This window comes from Streptomyces sp. TRM68367 (genome assembly GCF_014495685.1).
Taxonomy (GTDB): domain Bacteria; phylum Actinomycetota; class Actinomycetes; order Streptomycetales; family Streptomycetaceae; genus Streptomyces.
The window spans coordinates 49,588-72,702 of record NZ_JACTVI010000041.1; the positions used below are offsets into that span (position 1 = coordinate 49,588).

At 71.9% G+C, this 23,115-nt stretch carries 15 protein-coding genes, 3 tRNA genes and 1 pseudogene; 15 read left to right on the forward strand and 4 right to left on the reverse strand.

Annotation, left to right across the window (positions count from 1 at the left end; all coding sequences use genetic code 11):
- Positions 1 to 20: 20 nt before the first annotated feature.
- The 4 genes from H8R17_RS24690 to H8R17_RS24705 all read right to left on the reverse strand — a co-directional run bounded on the left by H8R17_RS24690 (position 21) and on the right by H8R17_RS24705 (position 4,463).
- A complete protein-coding gene (locus tag H8R17_RS24690) occupies positions 21 to 995 on the reverse strand; it encodes a hypothetical protein (RefSeq protein WP_187825396.1) in 975 nt (324 codons plus the stop codon).
- Positions 992 to 3,478, reverse strand: a complete 2,487-nt coding sequence (locus H8R17_RS24695; RefSeq protein ID WP_187825397.1) for an Hsp70 family protein — start codon at positions 3,476 to 3,478, stop codon at positions 992 to 994. The genes H8R17_RS24690 and H8R17_RS24695 overlap by 4 nt, the downstream gene beginning before the upstream one ends.
- 42 nt (positions 3,479 to 3,520) lie before the next feature.
- Positions 3,521 to 4,093: a hypothetical protein gene (locus H8R17_RS24700; RefSeq protein ID WP_187825398.1), complete on the reverse strand. Its 573-nt coding sequence runs from the start codon at positions 4,091 to 4,093 to the stop codon at positions 3,521 to 3,523.
- A gap of 115 nt (positions 4,094 to 4,208) precedes the next feature.
- Positions 4,209 to 4,463: a hypothetical protein gene (locus tag H8R17_RS24705; protein ID WP_187825399.1), complete on the reverse strand. Its 255-nt coding sequence runs from the start codon at positions 4,461 to 4,463 to the stop codon at positions 4,209 to 4,211.
- Positions 4,464 to 4,488: 25 nt separating this feature from the next.
- On the opposite strand from H8R17_RS24705, the pseudogene H8R17_RS47330 reads away from it, so the two are divergent.
- The 15 genes and pseudogenes from H8R17_RS47330 to H8R17_RS24775 all read left to right on the forward strand — a co-directional run.
- Positions 4,489 to 4,743: pseudogene (locus H8R17_RS47330) on the forward strand (hypothetical protein); the annotation flags it as partial.
- 225 nt (positions 4,744 to 4,968) lie between these two features.
- On the forward strand, positions 4,969 to 6,798 hold the full coding sequence (locus H8R17_RS48800; RefSeq protein WP_187825400.1) for an AAA family ATPase: 1,830 nt from the start codon (positions 4,969 to 4,971) through the stop codon (positions 6,796 to 6,798).
- Positions 6,791 to 8,008, forward strand: a complete 1,218-nt coding sequence (locus H8R17_RS24715) for a serine/threonine-protein kinase (protein WP_187825401.1) — start codon at positions 6,791 to 6,793, stop codon at positions 8,006 to 8,008. The genes H8R17_RS48800 and H8R17_RS24715 overlap by 8 nt, the downstream gene beginning before the upstream one ends.
- Positions 8,009 to 8,046: 38 nt before the next feature.
- Entirely contained in the window at positions 8,047 to 9,426 is a 1,380-nt protein-coding gene (locus H8R17_RS24720; RefSeq protein ID WP_187825402.1) for a hypothetical protein, read from the forward strand.
- Between the two features lie 21 nt (positions 9,427 to 9,447).
- Positions 9,448 to 9,798: a hypothetical protein gene (locus tag H8R17_RS24725; protein ID WP_187825403.1), complete on the forward strand. Its 351-nt coding sequence runs from the start codon at positions 9,448 to 9,450 to the stop codon at positions 9,796 to 9,798.
- Positions 9,782 to 10,291, forward strand: coding sequence for a hypothetical protein (locus H8R17_RS24730; protein ID WP_187825404.1), 510 nt, complete (start codon positions 9,782 to 9,784; stop codon positions 10,289 to 10,291). Before H8R17_RS24725 ends, H8R17_RS24730 begins: the two co-directional genes overlap by 17 nt.
- Complete coding sequence (locus tag H8R17_RS24735; RefSeq protein WP_187825405.1) at positions 10,288 to 12,837, forward strand: Hsp70 family protein; 2,550 nt, start codon at positions 10,288 to 10,290, stop codon at positions 12,835 to 12,837. The genes H8R17_RS24730 and H8R17_RS24735 overlap by 4 nt, the downstream gene beginning before the upstream one ends.
- A gap of 3 nt (positions 12,838 to 12,840) precedes the next feature.
- Positions 12,841 to 13,239 (forward strand): hypothetical protein, encoded by a 399-nt coding sequence (locus H8R17_RS24740; RefSeq protein ID WP_187825406.1) that lies wholly within the window; start codon positions 12,841 to 12,843, stop codon positions 13,237 to 13,239.
- 24 nt (positions 13,240 to 13,263) lie between these two features.
- A complete protein-coding gene (locus H8R17_RS24745; RefSeq protein WP_187825407.1) occupies positions 13,264 to 15,666 on the forward strand; it encodes a protein kinase domain-containing protein in 2,403 nt (800 codons plus the stop codon).
- Positions 15,663 to 17,687: a protein kinase domain-containing protein gene (locus tag H8R17_RS24750; protein WP_223125428.1), complete on the forward strand. Its 2,025-nt coding sequence runs from the start codon at positions 15,663 to 15,665 to the stop codon at positions 17,685 to 17,687. Before H8R17_RS24745 ends, H8R17_RS24750 begins: the two co-directional genes overlap by 4 nt.
- Positions 17,688 to 18,139: 452 nt before the next feature.
- A tRNA-Asp gene (locus H8R17_RS24755) sits at positions 18,140 to 18,214 on the forward strand.
- A gap of 25 nt (positions 18,215 to 18,239) precedes the next feature.
- Positions 18,240 to 18,313 (forward strand) — tRNA-Phe (locus H8R17_RS24760).
- 68 nt (positions 18,314 to 18,381) lie between these two features.
- Positions 18,382 to 18,525 (forward strand): hypothetical protein, encoded by a 144-nt coding sequence (locus H8R17_RS24765; protein ID WP_399477208.1) that lies wholly within the window; start codon positions 18,382 to 18,384, stop codon positions 18,523 to 18,525.
- Positions 18,526 to 18,687: 162 nt separating this feature from the next.
- A complete protein-coding gene (gene hrpA / locus H8R17_RS24770) occupies positions 18,688 to 22,686 on the forward strand; it encodes an ATP-dependent RNA helicase HrpA (protein WP_187825408.1) in 3,999 nt (1,332 codons plus the stop codon).
- 119 nt (positions 22,687 to 22,805) lie between these two features.
- Positions 22,806 to 22,880 (forward strand) — tRNA-Asp (locus tag H8R17_RS24775).
- Positions 22,881 to 23,115: the final 235 nt, after the last annotated feature.

Genomic DNA, 23,115 nt, shown 5'->3' on the forward strand with positions numbered 1-23,115 from the left:
TCAACGGCGCGTGCGCCGTGTCACGAGGCGGTGTGCGGAGTCAGGATCACCGTGACGGTCCGGTTCGCCGCGTCGGTGCCGTGCGGGGCGTCCCGCTGCTCGGCGCTGGCGACCGAGAAGCCGGCGAGCGGCCGGCCACTGGCGTCGCTGAGCGCGCGGGCAGCGGCCATGGCCCGCCACAGGGAGGTGACCGATCCTCCGCTGGCGGGGGCGCCGGGCACCTGGGCGATGTGCCCGAGGACCCCGACGCGCAGGTTCCGCTGCCCGGCGAGGCGCTCGCCCACCCGGGCCAGCTGCGCCGCGCCGGTGCGGGTCAGCTCGGCCGCCTCGGAGAACAGGCCCTGCTCGAAGACCACTTGCACGGAGTCCTCGTGCCGCTCCACCCGGGTCCCCGGCGTGCGGACCGCCTTCGCGAGGGCGTCGAGCGCCTTCGTGCGCCGGGCCTCGGCCGCGGCCGCGGCGCGCTCGCGCTGTTCCGTCAGCTCCTGCCGTACGTCCCGTTCGTCGCGTGCCACCGCCGCGGAGCCGGACTGTGGCTCGCGGGCGTCGGACGGCGGCTGGGGGGCGAGGGCCCAGGTCGCCGCCGTGACCGCTCCGGCGCACAGGACGACGGCCACGGCGGGCCGGAACCGGTGGCGGGCTCGGCCGACGGCGGCCGCAGGGCCGCGGCCGCGGAAGCGCCGGAGGCGGTCCAGGCCGGCCGCGGCGGACTCGTCCTGCGGGTGCTCGTCGAGCAGTTGCTGCCAGCACCGTTCGGCCGCCGCCAGTTCGCCGCGCTGGGCGTGCACGCGGGCCCGCAGATCGGTCACGTCGTGGTGCCGGGTGACGGCGGGGTCGTCGCAGCGGTTCAGTTCCCGCAGCGCCGCGTCCAGGTCGCCGGCGCGCGCCGCCGCGGAGGCCCGGGCCACGACCAGCTCGGCCCGCAGGTCGGTGCCGGGGTCGCGGTCCATGCGGGGCTCGGGCACCGTCTGCGGTACGGATTCCGTCGCTGTCACCGGACCCCGCCGTCCTCACTGAGCGGGCTGTCGTTCCCGATGACGCCAGGCGGCAGCATCTCGTAGAGCCGCTGGATGACGTCGCCGAGAGCGGCCCGGTCGCGGGCTGCGACGGCACGCTTGCCCTGTGCGATCGCGGCATCCGCCTCGTCCCGCGGTGTCATCACGCGGCGGAACCGGGACAGCTCCTTGAACAGGTCGTACTCCAGCTCGCCGGTGGCGCGCTTCAGCTCGGCACAGAGCTCCCATGCCTGCTTCACCAGCCGCTCCAGCTCGGCGATGTCTGCGCTCTGCATGGCCTTGTTCGCCAGGCCGCGCAGGCGCTCCAGTTCCTGCCGCTCGACAGCTCCGCCGCCGCGGCGGAGCAGGCCCTCGCACTTCTTGAGCGCGTCCCCGAGTTCCAGCATCAGCCGCGGTGCCTCGACTGCCTCGCGCTCGATGCGGTCGAGCTGCGCCTGCAGGTCACGGAGGCGCTGGGCGCATTCCAGGCCGGCGTTCCTGTCGGTGGCCGCATGGTCGATCTTCGTGCGGAGCCGCGCCATGTCGTCGGACAGCTTACGCAGGACGGCCTGCGCGTCGGTGGCCCGGGACTCCCGCACGCGTTCGGTGACCGCGGCGGCCCGCTGTTCCAGGCCGCGCAGACCGGTCACGAGCTCGCCGTGTTCCGGCTGGGCGCCCTCGAGCCGCACCTCGGCCTCGAACTCCACCCCCATCGTCTCCACGATGGCCCTGGCCTGCCCGATCTTGCGGACCTCGTAGGTCACTTCGACCTCGCTGCCCTCCGGAAGGTCGTAGCGCAGGTCGCTGCGGCGGAAGGTGACCTCCCCGACTTCCTTGTTGTTCTTGGCCTCCGCCTCCTCGCCCTCGAGGAGGGGAATCCGGATGACCGCGTCAGGATTGTCGCGGGTCAGGGCGATGGTCGTGCGGTACGTGTTGCTGTCCTGGACCGGCAGAGCCGCCCCCCGGTTGAGGATCCGGCCGAAGCTGCCGTCGTACTTGCCGATGCCGAGCGAGTGCGTCAGAACCGGCCCCGGCGCCAGGGTGTTCGTGTGGGTGATGGACAGCGTGTCGGGCGTGAGCTTCTGCCGGACTCCGCAGGCGTCGGTCAGCTCCACCGTGAACCGGGATTTGGTGTCCGGGGTGATGGTGACGGTGGTGTAGAAGGAGCCGTTCGCGTTGACGGCGACCTGCGGTCCGTGGAAGGCCGGCTCCCCGTCCGGGTTGTGCAGGGAAACGGTGTAGCCGGTCCAGTCCACCTGGCCGCTGCTGTGCAGTGTTCCGGCCACGGGGATCCCGGTGGTGTCCAGCGACTGCGGTTCGTAAACCAGGTCGGCGGTGAACTCGCCGACGCGGGGGCGCGGCCGCGTCGCGGGGGCGCGTACGGTGCCGGCGTAGATGGCGGCGCCGCGGGCGACGACCGTGGAGGGGTCCTGGCTGTGGTCGATCTGGATGCCCAGCCCCTCCCGCGGGTCGACGAGCAGTTCGCGCAGGCTGGGAGAGAGCGTGGCGCCGCCGACGAGCAGCAGCCGGTCGATGTGGTCGGGGCGGAGCGAGCTGTCGGCCAGCGCCTTCCGGCAGAGGCCGATCGCCCGGGTGTAGAAGGGAAGGGCAAGGTCGTCCAGAGCGCCGCGGGTCAGCGTGTACGTGAACATCTGCTCGTCGCCGCTGTCGTCCTTGAGATCGACGAAGAGCTCCGCCGTCCCGGCCCGGGACAGTTCGATCTTGGCGGCTTCGGCGGCCGCCTTGAGCTTGGCGAAGTTCGTCCGCCACCGCGGGTTGCCGCGGACGAAGTCCCGCAGCCCGAGGTCGCGTCCGGCCGCGGGCGCCAGCACCTCGTCGACGATGGCCCAGTCGATGTCCTTCCCGCCCAGGTGCGGGTCGCCGGCGTGCTGAAGCAGTTGCAGCTCCCCGTCCCGCTTGCTCATCACGGCCGCGTCGAACGTGCCGCCGCCCAGGTCGAAGACCATCCAGTGCACGGAATCGGAGGCGTTGTCCACTCCGTAGGCGAGCGCGGCCGCGTTCGGCTCGTGCAGCAGCGGGCAGTCCTCCCCGAGCCCGGCCAGCACCGCGGCCTTGCCGGTGGCGCTGGACTGGTTCAGCGCGAACGCCGCGGGCACCGTGATGACGGCCACGGCCGGCGGCTCCCCCAGCTCGTGAGCGACGTCCTGGCGCAGCGACTTCAGCACCTCGGCGGACAGTTGCTCGGGGATCAGGGAGACACCCGCCCGGCGGAAGCGGTACTCGGCGCCGGCCACGCCCATCTGGAGCTTGAACTCGGCGTGCGCGTCGTCCGGATCGGACTCCACCCGCTGGCGGGCCTTGTAGCCGACGTGGGTCATTCCCTCCCGCGGCATCCATACCGCGGACGGGGTGTAGTCCCAGCCGTCGTTGTTCTTGATGATCCGGGATCCGCTGTTCTCCGCCACCGCGATGGCGCTGTTGGTGGTCCCGAGGTCGATCCCGAAATCGATGGTCTCACGCATCTGAACTCCCCTGCCGACTCCGCGTTCGGCTGCGTGTGCGAGTCATTGAAGAGGCGGCCTGCCGACGACGACCTCGCCCATCTGGATGAGGCGTCCACGGAAATAGATCGAGGGCAGGAAGGTCTCCAGGACGACCTCACGGGTGAGGGCCGGGTCGTCCTCGACCGACAGGACCCTCAGTGACAGGCCGGGGTCGTAGTCGTCCCCGTCGTGGTCCTGGATCTTGAGTTCGATGCCCTCCTGGAGCGCCTGGCGCGCCATCCGCACGCTGCGGCTGATCTGCCGGGAGGTCTTCCCCACCCCGTCGTCCTGCCGCTCCAGCTTCCGCTCCGCCTTCCACACGCCGGTGGCCGCTTCGGCGAGCCGGGCGGTGTCGACCTGCTCCGCCGGGGTCGTCGCGGACGCGGCGGACCGGCGGGCGGCCGCCTGGGCGGAGGAAAGTTCCGCGTGGGCGGAGGCGAGGTCCGCGAGGGCGGTGTCGAGTACGGCGAGGTGGCCGGCGATCCGCTCGCGCTGGCCGGCGTTCAGCCGCTCCGGGGCGATGCGGAACTCCGGGGGGTGCTTCCACTGCCGGTACCAGCCGGCAAGGCGGTCCTGCGAGTGTCTCGGGTTCACATCCCCACCCCCTGGCGCCCGCTGAAAGGCACCCGTAGATCGTGTCGGGCCCGTCCCGCACGACTATGGCAGCGCCGCTTCGGGAGGGGTCCCGAACGTATCGGTCCCGGATGTTTCACCGCCCGGGATCCCGGGTCAGAGCCCCCTCGAACTGCCGTACCCGCTCAAGAAGTTGACGCATCAGGACCGGGCCACGCGTGCCGCCGCCGGGCCCGTGGACGTCCTCGAACCGGTCGACCGTCACCCGCAGCCGACCCAGCAGGGTCCGGAACCTGCCGGCCTCCTCCCGCCCGGCCCGGTCGAGGTGGCTCTCGCAGCTGCCGAGCGCGGCCCGGAGCTCACGCAGCAAGTCCACGGCCGGCACCAGCACCTCGTCGACGATGGCCCAATCGGGTGATGCGGTGGGGCATCGGACCGTCCAGGCCCGACCGGGCGTTGCTGGGTGTGAGGGACCCCGCCCCCGCATTCCCGGACCACGGACACGATCCGTGCGCGCCGGATGCGGAGCGAACGCGGGGAACCAGGACGCCCCACACCGTTCGGGGCGTTCGGCTGAGCCTGGGTCCTGGCACCAGGACTCACTCCCGCTCAGTCTCTACGAACGGCATCGGGCCCGCTTCGGGACCGGTCCCAAGGACGCGCCGCTATAACCGGTATGGCACCCCGGCAGGGGTGACGGACGCAAGGTGCGCTTCGGTGAAGTGCCTTCGGGGGAGGCCTGACGTTGCAGAACCTGGGGATCGACCGGCTGGACCCGGCGCTGCTGGCGGCGACCGACCGTCTCTCCGGCGCCGTCGCCGCGGCCGTCGAGACCGGTTCCGCCCGCGTCGGGCCGTCCCACCCTGCTGATCGCGCTCGGCCGGGTGCCGGGCAGCGTGGCCGCGGGGCTCTTCGGGCGGAGCCGGATCCCCGTGGAGGCGTTCGTGGAAGCGCTGCGCGCCCAGAGTCCGCCGTGCGATGGGGTGCCGCCGACGGAGCTGACCGACCGCACCGCCGCCACCGGGACGCGGGAGGCGCTCGGGGCGCTGCCGGCCGGAGCCGGGGAGCGGGAACTGCTGGCCGCGGTCCTGCCCCGGCTGGAACCGCCCGCCGCCCTGCTGCTGTGTGAGTACGGCCGGGCCGACCTCGACCAGTGGGTCCGCGAGTGCCGCGCCGAGCCGGCCCGGGCGCGTGCGGTGTTCGGCGACGACGGGCGGTTGCTGCTCGGCTGCTTCAGCCCCGGCGCGCGGCGGGTGATGTCCGCGCTGGCCGCGCGGGAGGGCGGCCCCGGGTCCGCTCCCCTGACCACCGTGCTGCTGCTGTGGGCCATGGCCGCGGTGCCCAACGGCCTGATCGAGCAGGGGTGTCACTTCCTGAGCCAGGACGTGCGCGTCCTGCGCCTGCGGGTGACGTCGCTCACCGGCGGCGGCTCAGAGCCGGGTGGCCCTGCCAGCCAGTCCAGCCCGTCCGATCCATCCGGTCCGTCTGGTCCATCCGGTCCGCCCGGTCCATCCGGTCCGCCGGGTCCGTCCGGGGTGCTCTCCCGCGACGGCGTTCAGGAATCGCTCGCGCGCACTCTGGAGAAGGCGGCCGCGGTCGCGGCGCAGCGCGACGGCGACCTGGTCGCCGAGCGCGATCTGCTCGCCGCGCTGCTCGACACTCCGGCCGGCCTGGCCGCGGGGTTCCTCCGCGACGCCCGTATCGACGTCACCCGGCTGCGCCGCTATGCCGAGGAGTACTACAGCGAGCCCCCCGCCCAGGAACCGGACGCGGCGGTCGACATGCCGCCGCTGGAGGTGTCGCTCGACCGGCTGCGCGAGCGCCTCATCGGGCGCGAGGCGGTCATCGACCGCCTGGCGCCCTCCCTGGAGAGGATCAGCCGCTCGCTCAGGCGCGGCCTGCGCCTGCAGGACCAGCCGCTGGGCAGGTTCCTGTTCTGCGGGCCCAGCGGCACCGGCAAGACCCTGGCCGCCCGCGCGCTCGCCGAGGTCGTGTACGGCTCCGAGCGGGACGTGCTCTTCTTCGAGATGGGACAGTTCAACACCAAGGAGTCGATGAACAACTTCATCGGCGCCGCGCCCGGCTACGTCGGCTACGGCGAGGGCAAGCTCACCAACGGACTGCGCGACAACCCCCGGCGGGTGCTGCTCTTCGACGAGGTCGAGAAGGCCGAGGGCAGGGTGCTCGACGCCCTTCTGCGGCTGCTGGACGAGGGGCGGATCAGCGACCCCGCGGGACCGGTGCGCGACGCCCGGGACTCGGTGATCGTACTCACCTCGAACCTCGGCGCCGCCGAGTTCGCCGGCCTGACGCAGCCGGGCGCCGACGACATGCCGGAGGCCGCCGCGCGCCTGCGGCGGATCTTGGAGGGGTTCTTCCGGCCCGAGTTCCTCAACCGGATCGACGAGATGGTCCTCTTCGAGACGTTCCGGCCGGACGAGCTCGAAGCCATCGCACTCGGCGAGCTGCGGCGGCAGGCCGCCCACATGGCCGCGCGGCTCCGTGTGGAGCTGTGCTGGAAGCAGGAGATGCCGGCGCGGATCGCGGAACTGGCGATGACGCGGCGCCCGGAGAAGGCCGCCCGCGGCGTCAAGGACTACGTCGACGGCGTCTTCGCCCCGCTGCTTCGGCTACTGGACGAGGCCGACGCCCGCGGGGAGTCCGTCGAGCGGGCGCAGATCGTGCTGGACGGCGAGCGGCTGTCGGTGGTGGGCATCGGTGGCTGAACTGCTCGATGGTCGCTATCTGCTGCACGAGACGCTCGGCCGGGGCGCGTTCGGCACGGTCCACCGGGCCGAGCACCGCGTGCTCGGCCACACGCTCCGGCAGGTGGCCGTCAAGCTCTTCGACGCCGACCCCGCCGTGCCGGCGGCCGAACTGCTCGGTGAGGCACTGCAGTTGATCCGGGTGGTGGACGAGAGCCCGGATCCGGTGATCCGCGACCGCTTCCTCGCCTGCTACGACGCCGGCGTCGACGGCGGTACGGGACGGCCGTACATGGTGACGGAACTGGCCCGCGGCGACCTGGCCCGGCGGCTGCACGGCGGCCAGCTCCCGGCCTCGACCGTGCGCGACCACGCGCTTCAGCTCTGCCAGGGCCTCGCCTTCCTGCACGAGCGGGGCGTCGTCCACCTGGACCTGAAACCGGGCAACGTCCTTGTCTCGGCGTCGGGTTCGCTCAAGATCGGCGACTTCGGGCTGGCCCGCCGCGTCAGCACGCTGCTGCGCCGCGCCCCCACTGCCGGCGGCACGGTGTGGTACCTGCCGGCCGAGGTGCTCCAGCTGCGGGAGGCGGGCCCCGAGGCCGACGTCTACGCCCTCGGCCTGACCTGCTACGAGATGCTCACCGGCCGCCTCCCGGGCCAGGACCAGCTGCGGGCGGCGGCGCCGGGGGACGGGGGACGGGCCGACATCGACACGCTCGTACGGCTGAAGCTGCGCGACGTGGAACCGCCCGGCACCCGCAACCCGGAGCTGCGCGGCCACCCGCTCGAGGCGGTGGTCATGCGGGCGCTCAGCCCCCTGGCCACTGACCGGTACCCGGACGCCGGCGCGTTCCTGCGCGCCCTGGACGAGACCGCCCCAGCAGCGTCCCCGGCACGTGCCCCGACACCGCGGCAGCGGGCCGAGGAACTGGTGGCGCACATCCGCGCGGCGATGCGGCGCGGCGACCTCGGCCTCGCGCACGAGCTGCGGTGCGAGGCGCTCGACCTCAACCGGGCGCTGCCGGACACCGCGATGGTCGCCGAGGTCTACCTCCTCGCGACCGAGCTGGCCCTGCTCCGCAAGGACCCCGGCGAGGCCCGGGCGATGGCGACGGAAGGCCTGGGCAGGCGCCGCTGCCGGGTCACGTACCAGGCGATGGCGACGGCCTTCGCGGGCACGGAACTGGGCCGCGGTTTCGCCCGCCGCAGCCGGGAGGAGACGAGCCGATGACCGCCCGGAGCGAGCCGAATACTACGGGGACCGAGCCGATGACGGCCGGGCCCGAGACCATGACCGCCGGGAACGAACCGACGGCCCCCGGACGCGAACCCACGGCCCCCGGGAACGAACCGACTGCCCCCGGACGCAAACCCACCACCACCGGGAACGAGCCCACAACCCCCGGACGCGGACCCACCACCCCCGGGAGCGAGCCGGAGCCTCTGGCCGCGGAGCTCGAGCCGCTGCGGGGCGGGCTCTGCGCGCTGCTGACCGACGAGCCGGCGTCCGCCTACGAGGCGCTGTGGCAGGGCGGGGAGCTGCAGCCGTGGACCCGTGCGGCGATCCGGCTGTGGGAGCGGGAGTACGCCCACGGCATCGAGGTCGACATCGAGGTCGTCCACCACCTCGCCATCGCGCACCACGCCTGCGCGTACGACCTGGAGGCGGCCGGCGACGACGCCGCCTTCGGCCACTTCGAGCAGGCGCTGCGGTACTGGGCCACGCTGTACGGGGAGACCGACTTCTGGCGGCGGATGCATCAGCGCCTCGACGACGCCATGGGCGTCCCGGTGCCGGACGAGGTCGTGGCTCAGACGCGTACGCGGCTGCCGTACAACCTGCTGGAGCCGCATCTGACCCTGGCCGCGCGGCTGCGGCTCACGGATCCCGGCCGGGCGCGGCGGCACGTGCGGCTGGTGACCGGCTGCGCGTTCCCGGACGCGATCGTGGCCGAGGCGCGCGAGGGTCTGGTGCGTGACGTGCTCGACGGGGTCCCCGCAGCGGTCGCGGAGGGCAGGTTCGCGGAGACGATCGGCGTCCTGGAGTCATGGCTGCTCCTGGACCCGGACAGCCACGGCCTCCTGCGCGCCCTGCTCTTCACCAGCCGGAGCTGGGTCGAGCGGCTGCGGGAGGAGCCGTACGCGACGCGGCGGTCGGACGAGTTGCTCGGCCGCATGGACGCCCTCGTCCGGCCCGGGCTCGCCCGCACCGCGGCGCCCGGCGGCGAGTTCGCCAAGGAGCTGGCGCGGCACGAGTTCCTGCTGGCCCTGCGGTCGTTCGGCGCGCTCGGGACGTCCGCGCCCTCGCCGGACGCGCTGGGCTCGCTGTCCGAGGTCGAGCAGGCCCGGCACCGCGCCCGGCGGGCCGTACAGCACGTGGACCGGGCGCTGGAGTTGTACCCGGAGATGGGCGAGGACCCGCGCTACGCGGAGGTGACGGAGCTGCGGAGTGACGGGCTGCCCGGGTTCCTGGCGTGGCTGGACGCGGTGGAGGCGCAGTTCCTGCTCACCGCCTTCGGCATCGGCGACGGGGAACTGTCCCGCGCCCGTCGGCTCCTCGACGCGGCCGGGGCGTACGCGGCGGCCGATCCGGGTCTTGAGGAGTTCGTCCGCTCGCTGGAGAACCTGCTCTCGGTGCGGCGGGCGTGAGGCGACCAGGAGAGATGACGTATGACAGAGAACCGCATCGCTGACAACCCGTGGGCCTGGCGCGACGGGCACAACCCGTACCGCGCCACGCCCTTCCAGGTGCTCGCGCTCAGCCCGGAGACCGGCGGCCGGGGAGCGACCCGCAACCACATCAGAAAGCGGCGGCAGCGCATCGAGCGGCGCGCCGACCGCTACCCGCTGTTCGGACGCACCCTGCGGGTCGCCGAGGTCAACGCGGCCGAGGACCGGATCAAGGACCCGGCCCAGCGCCTGCTGGCCCAGCTGTGCACCCACCGGCCCGAGCCGCCGACGCGACCGGACCGGCCCGAGCAGCCGGCGCAACGGGACCGGTCCGATGACGCGGCCGGCTGACGCGATGCGGATCGACGAGCAGGAGCGCCCCCTCGGGGCCCGGCCGGAGCCCCCGCAGGGCGTCGTGTGGCGGCTGCTGCGCGAGAAGGCGCAGGCCGGCGACGCGGCCGCGGAGGAGACCCGTCGGCAGGTCGAGGAGCACAAGCGCGCGCTCGAAGACCTCGCCCGGGACGTCGCGGGCGCGCTGCACGGGCTGCACGGCGTCACCGCGGCCAACGCCGCCGACGCGCTGCCGTCCCTCACGCACAAGCTGGCCAAGGCCCTGGAAGCCGCCGGCGCGCGCTACCTCGACCCGGCCGGCACGCCTTACGAGGAGTGCCGGATGTGGGCCGACGTGGAGGGCTCCGAGCCGGTTGCGGGCCTGGAGCGGCCCGTGGTGCGGGAGACCCTGGAGCCGGGCGTCCTGATGGCCGACGGAAAGCTGACCCAGCGAGCGCGGGTGTATCTGGCCGTACCCCCGGCCGCCGACGACCGGCAGGAGGATCAGGAGTGAGCATCACCGTCGGGATCGACCTCGGAACCACCAACAGCTGCGTGGCCGTGCCCGCCGACGCGGACATCCCCGGCAAGCAGGAACTGATCAGGGCGGGCCGGCTGCGGCCGGTCGGCGGCGCGCTGATCATCACCGACGCCTACCAGGCGCCCATCACCCCGTCGGTGGTGTGGCTGGGCGAGGACGGCGCCCCGGTCGTGGGCAGCCTGGCCAAGAGCAAGGTCAAGCACGACGGGCAGCCGCCGCCCGCGATGTTCTTCAAGCGCACGATGGGCACCGACCAGCGGGTGACCGCCGGCCACGCCGACCTGACGCCGCAACAGGCCTCCGCACACGTCCTGCGCCACCTCAAGGCCCTCGCGGAGGAGGTGCTGCGGGTGCCGGTGGACCAGGCGGTGGTGACGGTGCCCGCTTACTTCGAGATGCGGGCCAAGAACGAGACCGTGCAGGCCGGCCTCGACGCCGGCCTGGAGAGGGTGGAGACGCTCATCGAGCCGTTCGCGGCGGCCCTGATGTCCACCCACGGGCACCGGCTGACCGAGCCGAAGACGTTCCTCGTCTACGACCTGGGCGGCGGCACGTTCGACGTCTCCGTCGTGACCTGGACACCCGAGGCCGGCTTCGAGCACCTCGCCTTCGAGGGCGACCGCTACCTGGGCGGGTACGAGTTCGACAAGGCGATCGTGCGCTGGATGGCCGAGCAGCGCCCCGCGTACGACCTCCGGCTGGAGCCCGGCCACCCCGAGGAGGCCCGCCTGCTCGCCCGGCTGCTGGTCCGGGTGGAGTCGGAGAAGCACTTCCTGTCCCGGGACCGGCAGACCGAGATCTACGTGGAGGGGGAGGCGGACCGGGCCGGCATCCCCATGACCATCAAACTGCCCTTCAGCCGGGCCGAGTTCGAGGACCTGATCCAGGTCGACGTGCAGCGCACACTCGCCCACTGCGACGCCGCGCTGCAGCGAGCCGGGATCGGCCCCGCGGACCTCGACGAGGTCATCATGGTCGGCGGTTCGTCGCGGGTGCCGCTGGTCAGCCGCCTGTTGCGGGAGCGGTACGGGCACGAGCCGCGGCTGATCGACCCCGACCTGTGCGTCGCCGTCGGCGCCGGCATCAAGGCCGGTGCCACCGGCGTCCGGCAGGGCGTCCTGGAGATCGACCAGGTGGCGGCGGCGCTGCCCGCGACCGACATCGCCGGGCGGGTTCATCCGGGCGAGGGCCGGGCGGCGCCGGGCGGCGTGCAGGTCCTGCTGCGCTCCGGGGACGGCGTCCAGAACCTCCGTCAGCAGACCGACGCCGAGGGACGGTTCGTCTTCGAGGACGTCGCGCTGCACGACGGGGACAACGAGCTGACGATCACGGTCGTGGCGGACGGCGAGGAGGTCGAGAGCCGGCAGTTCACGGTCTCGCCCGGCCACGAGCCGCCGCCCACCGACGAGGGCGACGTGCTGGCGCACGACTTCTTCGTGGAGCTGGAGGGCGGCCCCCACCGGATCGCCCAGGCCGGGACCAAACTGCCGTACCACACCGGCTTCCTGCTGGAGACCGCCGGCCAGGGGGTGATGCTGCGGGTCCGGCTGGACGAGGGGCTGATCCCCATCGGCCAGGTGGAGATCCGCGACCTGCCCAGCACCCTGCCGGCCGGCACACCGGTGGAGCTGGAGCTGGAGTTCCGGCCCGACTGGTCGATCGACGCGCAGGTCAGGATCCCCGCCGTCGGGATGCAGGGCCGGGCGCTGATCTCCGTACCGCGCGAGCACGTGCCCTCCTGGGAGGAACTGCGGCAGCGGTATCTGGAGATCAGGTCCGGCTGGCAGGAGCGGCGCGCGGTGGCCCGGCCGGAGGACGCCATGCGGATCGGGCCGCAGCTGGACGCGCTCCTGCGGGAGTGCGCGACGCTGCTGGACCAGCGCCAGGACCGGGCCAAGAGCCATCACCGGCTGCGCGAGGCCGAGACGCTGCTGGGCAGCGTCCGGCTCCCGGCCCCGGAGGCGATGCACCCGCCGCTGCCGGAGTTCGAGAACAAGCTGGCCGAGCTCGCCGCGCTCTGCGACCAGCTCGCCCGCACCGACACCACGGAGGCGCAGCAGCACCGGGACAGCATCCCCGGGCTGCGGGCCGCGGGGCTCGCGGCGTACCAGGCGGGCAACGGCCTGGACTGGCACAGCATCAACCAGGCGGTCGAGGACCGCTGCGTGGCCGTACACAGGCGGCTGAGCGCCGGTCAGCCGCCGCCGAGCCCGGCGAACCTGCAAGCCCTGCTCTACCAGGAACTGCAGGAGCTGGACCGCACGCTGCGGGACACCGACCAGGTCACCGGCGGGAAGTACCGGGGCCGGGCCGAGGAGTTCCTCGCCGAGGTGGCCGCGATCGTCGCGGCGGTGGGCAGCGTCGACACCAACGACGTACGGTCCACCGATCGCTTCGCGGGGATCTACCGCAACGAGGTGCAGCCGCTGGCCGCGCGGATCGAGCGCTGGATGGAGGAGATCAAGGGCGACGACCCCGGGGTCGTCCTGCCCCGGCTGCCCAAGGGGAGCGGGAGGTAGCGGGTGGCCGTGATCAACTGCCCGCTGTGCGGCCGGACACTGACCGCGCCGGCTCCCGAGTGCCCGGTGTGCCGTGGCGATCTGCGTCCGCTCGCGCAGATCGCCGCGCTCGCCGACGAGCATTTCAACAAGGCGGTCGCACTGGCCCGCGCGCAGCAGTGGCACGGCGCCGCCGAGCATCTGGCGGTCACCCGCGCCCTCAGCCCCAACGACGTCGACGCCATCGTCCTGCTCGCGAAGGTCCGTTACCGTCAGCGGGGCAGCAGGCGCGCCGAGGTCAGGCAGCTGCTGGAGCGGGCGCTGGAGCTGGCACCGGACCGCGAGGACGTCCGCTCGGCGCTGGAGGAGTCCGCCCGGCCGCAGCGGCAGCAACGGCAGGGGCGGCAGCGGCGGCGCCGATGAACCGTGTGAGGCAGGTGAGCGTGCGTGCGCGACGCGTCGTCGTCCGGGGATGGTCATGCGTCCGGGGACGGTTATGAGCGGCTCCGCGACCGGGGCACCCGCGCCCTTGCGGCGGGGAACGTTCATGAGGCGATCGAGGCCCTCGGGGACGCCGTGTGCCTGCGCCCCGATCTGGTGACGGCCCACCTCGACCTCGGCAGGTGCTTCCAGGAGTCCGGCAGGACCGAGGTCGCCCGCCGCATCTACGAGCACGCCGCCCGCACCGACCCGGCCTCGCCCCTGGCCGCGGCGGCGCTCGCCGGCCTGCCCGCCAAGCCGGCCGCCAAGCATGCCTTCGAGCTGGGGCAGACCGTACGGAGCCCGGACAACACCTACCGCGTGCTGGAGCGCAGGATGGGCGCGCACGGCGCGGTGTCGATCGTGGAGCCGGAGGGGCGCAGCAGCTTCTTCGACCGCGTCGGCTACCGGCGCTACGTGCTCAAGACCTTCAACCTGCCGCAGCCGTGGAGCGAGGAGGACCGGGAGCGCTTCGCCAACGAGGCCAAGACCTGGGTGCTGCTGGAACGGCACCCCAACATCGTCACCGCGCTGTGGGTCGAGCGGGTCGAGCAGCATCACTGCCTGCTGCTGGAGTACGTCGCCGGCGGCGACCTGGACACCGCGCTGGCCGCCGGGCCGCTCGCCCTGGAGCGCGCGCTCCGCTTCGGACTGCAGTTCTGCGACGGCATGGAGCACGCCTCCCGCACGCTCGGCATCATGCACGGGGACGTGAAGGCCGCCAACTGCCTGATCGGCGACGACGACACGCTCAAGGTCACGGACTTCGGCCTGGCCCAGGTGTTCGGTCCTGCGCAGGCGGTGGGCGGACGGCTGCTGGAGCTGAAGCCGAAGGTCAGGGCCATCTACATGGTGCCGGGTGGAACCCGCAACTACCGGGCGCCCGAGCAGTCCCGGTACGGGGCGCGGGTGGACGTGCGGACCGACATCTACGGCTTCGGCGTGCTGCTCCACCAGATGGTCACCGGCGATCTGCCGGTCAGCGGCAGCATCGCCGCCGAACACATCAGGGAGCGGTCGAGTGCGGACGACTTCCCGGCGGGGCTGCGGGAGTTGATCCTCGCCTGCGTGGAGCGGGAGCCACAGCGGCGGCCGCGCAGCTTCCGCGGCCTGCGGGGGGAGTTGCAGGCCGTGTACGAGAGGGTCGCCGGGCGGCCGGCTCCGGCTCCGGCGCAGCCCCTGCCCGGTGACCGGGACCTGTACATCCGCAGAGGAGCGGCGCTGGACGAACTCGGCCGGCACGAGGAGGCACTGACCTGGTTCGGCAAGGCGCTGCAGGTCGCTCCGGGTGACGGCTGGGCGCTGCACAACAAGGCCCTCACCCTGATCGCGCTGGGGCGCCGTGACGAGGCCCTGACCTGCCTGAACCAGGCTCTCGAACGCTATCCGGGCTACACCCAGGCACTCACTGCCAAGGCCAGGCTCCTCACCACCATGGGGCGGCACCAGGAGGCACTCGAATGCCTGGCCCAGGCGAGGAAGGGACACACCCGGCTCGTCCCTGGCTACCTCCCGGACGCTCTCGGCCAGTTCGGAGAGGTTGTGCGGGGTGGTCGCGGCAGCGGCGACCTGGCGGGAGTACTCGGCCATGTCGGGGAAGTTCTGCGGGGCGGTCAGAGCGACGGCGACCTCGCGGACGTACTCCGTCAGGCCGGGGAAGCTGTGCAGGGCGGCCGGCGCGAGGGCGACCTCGCCGGGCAGGCCGGTCGGCGCGACAGCGGCCTCGCGGACGCATCCGGCGTGCGAGCCGGGCGGGGCGTTTCCCGGTATTCGCAAGGCACCCTGCTGGCCTGGCAGTTGGCGGCTGTCGAGGCCGCGGCGGGACACGCGCCCGCGATCGAGCCGGCGCACCTCATGCTCGGGGTGTGCAAGCTGGGCGACAGCCAGTTGCCCGCGTCGGCCGCCGCCGCACCGCAGGCCGAGATCGATGCGCTGCGCACCCGATTCCGCCGGGCCGGGCTGGACATCACGGCGTTCCGCCGCCGGCTGCGCAGGCACCTCGCACACCGACGTCAGCTTGAAACCAACGGGGCCGCGGACTCCCTGAGGGGCGCGGGGCTGTATCAATGTGCGGCTCCGCCGCGTGGGCGCGACCAGCCACAACAAACCCGCACACGCCCGACAACAGAACCAGGCAGACGAGCTGGCGACCACCCCACGTCCGGCGGAGCCGTCATGCACCGAACCCCTGCCTCCCGCGGCGTCTTCCGCCGAGCCGAGGAACTGAAGGCCGGGGCACCCGTCGGTCTCGCCGAACTCCTGCGCGCCCTGCTGGAACTCCCCGATCCACCCTGGCGCGAACTGGCCGCCGAGATGGGCCTGGACGGCCGGCTCCGGTCGCTGTCGGACGACGACGGGGGCTGCCGATGACCAGTGCTCCCTACAGCGGCGGCGTCGGCCTGGTCCTGATGCTCGCCCTGGGCGAGGCCGCTCTGTGCGGTGCCGGCGAGGTCGAGCCGGTGCACTTCCTGCTCGGGATCTGCAAGGCGTGCGAGCTGCCGCCGGCCGACGCCGAGCTCGACGGTGAGGTGCGAGAGCTCAGGGCCGCCTTCGAGCGGGCCGGTCTTGACACCGCGGCCTTCCGCCGGCGGCTGCGTGCCCGGGTCGCGCGGCCGGACCGGGCCCCGCGGGGCGACGGCGTGCCGCCCGGCAGCGCCGTCGCGCGCGAACTGTTCTCCCGGGCGGAGGAACTGGCCGCTGCACAGCACGCCGGCCTGATGGGGTTGCCCCACCTCCTGTCCGCCGTGCTGGAAACCCCCTCCCCGCCATGGGCCGCGCTCGCCGCCGAGATGGGAGTCCCCAGCCTGCGCGGCTCGCTGCTCCCAGGGCAGCCGGAACCCGCCGGGCAACCGCAGCCGGGAGGCGAGCAGGCAGGCGACCGCTCCGCCCGAGTGACCCTCACGGTGCTCCAGGGCCCGCTCCGGGACCGGACGTTCGAGTTCCACGAACGCACGACGTGCGTCGTCGGACGGGCGGACGACTGCACCCTGCAACTCCCGGAGGACGAGGAGTACTCGGGGATCTCCCGGCACCACTGCCTGCTCGACATCAACCCGCCGGACGTACGGGTCCGGGACCTCGGCAGCGTCAACGGCACCTACGTCAACGGCGACAAGATCGGCCAGCGGGACACGGGACCGCCGCCGCAGGAGGCAGACCGGCTCCCGTCGTCGGAGCGGGAGCTCGCGGACGGCGACGAGATCGGACTGGGCACCATCCGGCTGCGGGTCGGCATCCGCGTCCCCCTCCGCTGCGCCACATGCGGCAGGACGGTCTCCGGGACCGAAGAAGCGGACGCAGCCGGCCACCGGGACGCGTATCAGTGCCAGCTGTGCCGTACGACGGAGCTGCCGTCGACCGTCGGCACCCGTCAGCCGCAGCGGCGCGCGGAGCGGACGTGCGCGGCATGCGGCGGCCGGCTCGGCGCCGAGCACACCGCCCAGCCCCTCGCCGAGGAGCTCTGCGCGGCGTGCAAGGCCGATCCGGAACGGGTCATGCGGCAGCTCCTGCAGGTGGCCGAGGACGGCACGAAGAACCTGTACCTGTTCGGCGGCTACACCGTGCAGCGGCAGCTGGGGCAGGGCGGCATGGGCGCCGTCTACCTCGCCCGGGACCATCAGACGGACGAGCTGTGCGCGCTCAAGGTGATGCTGCCGCAGGCCGCGGGCAGCGAGACGGCCAGGGCGCGGTTCCTGCGCGAGATGTCGACGGTCGAGATGCTGCGCCACCCGCATCTGGTCCGCCTGCACGACCACGGCTGCTGGAACGGGATCTTCTTCTTCGCCATGGACTACTGCGACGGAGGCGACGTCTCCGGGCTGGTCCACCGGCGGGGCGGCCGGCTGCCGGGCTACCAGGCGCTGGGCATCACGCTCCAGGTGCTGGACGGCCTGTCCCACGCGCACCAGGCGGACGTCCGGGCGTACGACGCCGCGGGCCACCCGCTCGCGGTCCGCGGCCTGGTCCACCGGGACCTGAGCCCCCGCAACATCTTTCTGCACGGCGGCATGGCCAAGGTCGGCGACTTCGGGCTGGCGAAGGCGTTCGACGCCGCGGGCCTGAGCGGACTGACGCACACGGGCACCACCGCGGGCAGTCCGTCGTTCGTCTCCCGGCAGCAGGTGCTCCGGTTCAAGCGGGCACAGCCCGAGGTCGACGTCTGGGCCGCCGCGGCCTGCCTGTACTACATGCTCACCGGCTCCGCTCCGCGGCCGCACGTCGACCGCTGGCGGGTGGTCCTGGACAGCCCCGCCGTACCGATCCGCCGCCGCAGCCCCGACATCCCGGAGCGCCTCGCGAAGGTGATCGACCACGCCCTCACCGAACACCCGCGCATCGGCTTCACCACCGCGGCGGAGTTCCGCCAGGCGCTGGTGGAGGCCCGGGAGTGAGCGCCACTGCGCCGGGCCCCCTCCCGGACGCCCGCGCCTAGCATCGGCGTCCGTCGACTGTGAGGAGGCACCGTGACGGCGCGGCGAGCAAGGTCAGCCTTTGCTGGCGAAGCTCTTGCGCCGCACCACCCTCCTGACCGGCGACCGGGCAACCCGCGCCGCCCTCCTGGACGCCACGCTCTCCACAACGCCGTCCACCACCTTCGCCGCCAGAACAGCGCCCCCCCCCCGTGGTGGGCGGCGTACGTCCACACCGGCCCCTGACCCGTCACCGTCCCACCCCTGCGAATAACCGGTACGGGGCACCTTCCCCGCTCTGATATGCTGATCCAGCGACATCGGGCACCAACAAAGTGCAGGTCAAGCCAACGGGAACGACCTCCGGCGGTTTTCCACCTCATCACTTTGGAGACCCCCATCGCCGTGTGCGACACTGTCGTACGCAACAGCTTGGTCCTGTGGAGCAGTTTGGAGTGCTCGCCACCCTGTCAAGGTGGAGGCCGCGGGTTCAAATCCCGTCAGGACCGCTGAGGTTTCAGGTGAAACCTCCCGGGCTGGGTAGCTCAGTTGGTACGAGCGACCGCCTGAAAAGCGGTAGGTCGCCGGTTCGATCCCGGCCCCAGCCACAACCGCCCCGCCAGGGCAACACCCCCACCGGAAGTTTTCCGGCGGGGGTGTTTTCGTCAGGACCCTCATGACCTCCTGGCACCTGGCTCCCGAAAACACCCGCCTCGACCTGGTCGAGGCCCGCTCGCTGTACGTCCGCCACGGCTCCCGCGAGATCCCGGGTCCGTACGTGGAGATCTGCTGCAGCAAGGACCTCGGCCGGGCCAGCTGACCAGCTCACGCCATCAGGGCGAACGGGCGCCGATTCACCTTGTTGCGCCGGCCGCTGTAAGGCCCCGCTCTTCGGATCGGAGCACGTGATCGAATGTCCCATGTGGGGCCGGTCGAAATCCGTTCGCCACGGATTTCGGGGGGATGAGATCCTGGACCCCGTATGTCTACGCATCCCGCCCCCGCCCTCGGCACCCTCGCCCCCCGCCTGACCGAGTTGTCCCTGCGCGATGCGCACCGGCTCGGGCGCAGGCTCGAAGGTGCGCGCAAGATCCGTAAGCCGGAGGTCAGGGCCGCCGTGCTCGCCGAGATCGAGACCGAGGTCGGCAAGGCCGAGCAGCGCATCGCCGAGCGTCGTGCCGGGCTGCCCGAGGTCAGCTACCCCGAGCAGCTGCCGGTCAGCCAGAAGAAGGACGTGATCGCCGAGGCCGTCCGCGATCACCAGGTGGTGATCGTCGCGGGTGAGACCGGATCCGGGAAGACCACGCAGATCCCGAAGATCTGCCTGGAACTCGGGCGTGGTGTGCGCGGCATGATCGGGCACACGCAGCCCCGCCGTATCGCCGCCCGGACCGTGGCCGAGCGCGTGGCCGAGGAGCTGAAGACGCCGCTCGGGGAGGCCGTGGGCTGGAAGGTGCGGTTCACCGACCAGGTGGACCAGGACGCCACGTTCATCAAGCTGATGACGGACGGCATTCTGCTCGCCGAGATCCAGACCGACCGTGAGCTGCGTGCCTACGACACGATCATCATCGACGAGGCGCACGAGCGGTCCCTGAACATCGACTTCCTGCTCGGCTATCTCGCCCAGCTGCTGCCGAAGCGTCCCGACCTCAAGGTCGTCATCACCTCGGCCACCATCGACCCCGAGCGTTTCTCGCGGCACTTCGGCGACGCGCCGATCGTCGAGGTCAGCGGCCGTACCTATCCCGTCGAGGTGCGTTACCGGCCTCTCCTGGAGGAGGAGTCCGACGACGCCGACCGGGATCAGATCACCGCGATCACGGACGCCGTCGAGGAGCTGATGGGCGAGGGCAAGGGTGACATCCTCGTCTTCCTCTCCGGGGAGCGGGAGATCCGGGACGCGGCCGAGGCGCTCACGAAGAAGCAGTACAGGTTCACGGAGATCATGCCCCTTTACGCCCGGCTGTCCCATGCCGAGCAGCATCGGGTCTTCCAGCCGCACACCGGTCGGAGGATCGTTCTGGCGACCAACGTCGCCGAGACATCGCTCACCGTGCCGGGCATCAAGTACGTCATCGACCCCGGCTTCGCCCGGATCTCCCGGTACAGCCACCGCACCAAGGTGCAGCGCCTGCCCATCGAGCCGGTCTCCCAGGCGAGCGCCAACCAGCGCAAGGGCCGCTGCGGACGCACCAGTGACGGCATCTGTATCCGCCTGTACTCCGAGGACGACTTCCTGGCCCGCCCGGAGTTCACGGACGCGGAGATCCTCCGTACGAACCTCGCCTCCGTCATCCTGCAGATGACCGCCGCCGGCCTCGGCGACATCGAGAAGTTCCCGTTCATCGACCCGCCGGACCACCGCAACATCCGCGACGGCGTGCAGCTGCTCCAGGAGCTCGGCGCCCTGGACCCGCCCGCCCGTCACCCGACCACCGCCCCTCAACGAGCCGCTGCGCGGCCTCCCTCTTCTTCAATGGACCCCCGCAAGCGGCTCACGCAGACCGGCCGCAAGCTCGCCCAGCTGCCCGTCGACCCCCGCCTGGCCCGCATGGTCCTGGAGGCGGACAAGAACGGCTGCGTCCGCGAGGTCATGGTCATAGCCGCCGCCCTGTCCATCCAGGATCCGCGCGAGCGCCCCGCCGACAAGCAGACGCAGGCCGATCAGCAGCACGCCCGCTTCAAGGACGAGAGCAGCGACTTCCTCGCCTACCTCAACCTCTGGCGGTACGTCCGCGAGCAGCAGAAGGAGCGCGGCTCGTCGTCCTTCCGCCGGATGTGCAAGCAGGAGTACCTCAACTTCCTGCGCATCCGCGAATGGCAGGACATCTACACCCAGCTCCGCACGGTCGCCAAGCAGATGGGCATCCACCTCAACGAGGACGACGCCCCGGCCGACCGCATCCACGTCTCCCTTCTCGCCGGCCTGCTCTCGCACATCGGCATGAAGGACGCGAAGGAGGGCGCCAAGAACGAGTACGTCGGCGCGCGCAACGCCAAGTTCGCGATCTTCCCGGGTTCGGCCCTGTTCAGGAAGCCGCCGCGGTTCGTGATGAGCGCCGAACTCGTCGAGACGTCCCGCCTCTGGGCCCGGGTCAACGCCAAGATCGAACCGGAGTGGGTCGAGCCCCTCGCCCAGCACCTGATCAAACGGACGTACAGCGAACCGCACTGGGAGAAGGACCAGGCCGCGGTGATGGCGTACGAGAAGGTCACGTTGTACGGCGTCCCGATCGTCGCCCAGCGCAAGGTCAACTACGGCCGGATCGACCCGGAGGTCAGCCGCGAGCTGTTCATCCGCAACGCACTCGTCGAGGGCGACTGGCGTACGCACCACAAGTTCTTCGCCGACAACCGCAAACTCCTCACCGAGGTCGAGGAGTTGGAGCACCGCGCCCGGCGCCGGGACATCCTGGTCGACGACGAGACCCTGTTCGACTTCTACGACCAGCGGGTCCCCGACCACGTCGTCTCCGGCGCCCACTTCGACTCGTGGTGGAAGCGCAGGCGGCACGAGCAGCCCGACTTCCTAGACTTCGAGCGCGAGATGCTCATCAACGAGCGGGCGGGCGCGGTCACCAAGGACGACTACCCGGACTCCTGGCGCCAGGGGAATCTGAAGTTCCGGGTGACGTACCAGTTCGAGCCGGGCGCGGACGCGGACGGTGTGACCGTCCACATCCCCCTCCAGGTGCTCAACCAGGTCACGGACGAGGGCTTCGACTGGCAGATCCCCGGCCTGCGGGAAGAAGTGGTCACCGAGCTGATCCGCTCCCTCCCGAAACCGATCCGCCGCAACTACGTTCCGGCGCCGAACTACGCCCAGGCGTTCCTGGAGAAGGCCGTCCCCCTCCAGGAGCCGCTCACCGTCACGATGGCGCGCGAGCTGAAGCGCATGGTGGGAGTCCCCTTCGAGGCCGAGGACTTCGACTGGGCCAAGGTCCCCGACCACTTGAAGATCACCTTCCGGATCGTCGACGAGCGGCGCCGCAAGCTGGCCGAGGACAAGGACCTGGAGGCGCTGAAGCTGCGCCTGAAGCCGAAGGCCCGGCAGGCCCTCTCGCAAGCCGCCGCGGCGACCGCCGAACGCCAGGGCGGCGAGTCCCTGGAGCGCAAGGGCCTGACCGACTGGACGATCGGCACGCTCACCCGCGTCTTCGAGACCCGCCGGGCCGGCCAGCCGGTGAAGGCGTACCCGGCGCTGGTCGACGACGGCGACACGGTCTCCGTGCGGCTCTTCGACACGGAGGCGGAACAGGCCGAGGCGATGTGGAAGGGCACGCGAAGGCTCATCCTCCGCAACATCCCGGTCAACCCTGCGAAGTTCGCGTCCGAAAAGCTGACGAACCCCCAGAAGCTCGCGCTGTCCTCGAATCCGCACGGCTCGATCCAGGGCCTGTTCGACGACTGTGCGATGGCGGCGGCGGACAAGCTGATCGCGGACTTCGGCGGGCCGGCGTGGGACGAGGAGTCGTACCGGAAGCTGTACGAGAAGGTCCGCGCCGAGATCGTCGACACGACCGTCCGTACGGTGGACCAGGTGCAGCAGGTGCTGGCCGCCTGGCAGGCCTGTGAGCGCCGCCTGAAGGGCGTACGGAGCCCCGCCCTGCTGCCGAACCTCCAGGACGTCCGCAAGCAGTTGGACGCCCTCGTGAAGCCCGGTTTCGTGACGGAGGCGGGGCTGCGCCGGCTGCCCGACCAGATGCGCTATCTGGTGGCGGCGGACCGGCGCCTGCAGCAGATGCCGACCGGCGTCCAGCGGGACACCACCCGCATGGAGAAGGTCCACGAGATGCAGGACGAGTACGCGTGGCTCCTTGAGCAGATGCCACAGGGCCGCCCGGTGCCGCAGCAGGTCCTCGACATCCGCTGGATGATCGAGGAACTCCGCGTCAGCTACTTCGCCCATGCGCTGGGCACGGCGTACCCCGTCTCCGACAAACGGATCGTGAAGGCGATCGACGCAGCTGTGCCGTAACGACGCCCGTACGTTGGGTGAGTTCGACCAGCGGGCTCACCCTCCTGTACAGTCTCTTCTCGCAGCGCAACGCACGCAGTATCCAATATGCGACTCCGTCGCATGGCGCCGCGAAACCTGGTCCTGTGGAGCAGTTTGGAGTGCTCGCCACCCTGTCAAGGTGGAGGCCGCGGGTTCAAATCCCGTCAGGACCGCATCTAACGTGAGGCCCGCAGCCATCAACAGCTGCGGGCCTCACGCATGCCCACCTTTCGGACCCGCTCGCCACCCTGCCAAGGTGGAGGCCGCGCCCGCGGCGCAGCCGCAATCGGACACAGCAAATCCCGTCAGGACCGCATCTAAGGGCTTGCAGATCATTAACATGTCGTCTTGATCTTGTTGTGGGGCTCGCCGGTTTGGGTGAGGACCCGGGCTTGGAGGGTTGCAAGG

Coding starts and splice junctions, on each gene's coding strand:
- H8R17_RS24695 (WP_187825397.1), bottom strand. CDS start 3,478: ATGCGTGAGACCATCGATTTCGGGATCGACCTCGGGACCACCAACAGC.
- H8R17_RS24720 (WP_187825402.1), top strand. CDS start 8,047: ATGACGGCCGGGCCCGAGACCATGACCGCCGGGAACGAACCGACGGCC.
- H8R17_RS24725 (WP_187825403.1), top strand. CDS start 9,448: ATGACAGAGAACCGCATCGCTGACAACCCGTGGGCCTGGCGCGACGGG.
- H8R17_RS24730 (WP_187825404.1), top strand. CDS start 9,782: ATGACGCGGCCGGCTGACGCGATGCGGATCGACGAGCAGGAGCGCCCC.
- H8R17_RS24750 (WP_223125428.1), top strand. CDS start 15,663: ATGACCAGTGCTCCCTACAGCGGCGGCGTCGGCCTGGTCCTGATGCTC.
- H8R17_RS24765 (WP_399477208.1), top strand. CDS start 18,382: ATGACCTCCTGGCACCTGGCTCCCGAAAACACCCGCCTCGACCTGGTC.
- hrpA (WP_187825408.1), top strand. CDS start 18,688: ATGTCTACGCATCCCGCCCCCGCCCTCGGCACCCTCGCCCCCCGCCTG.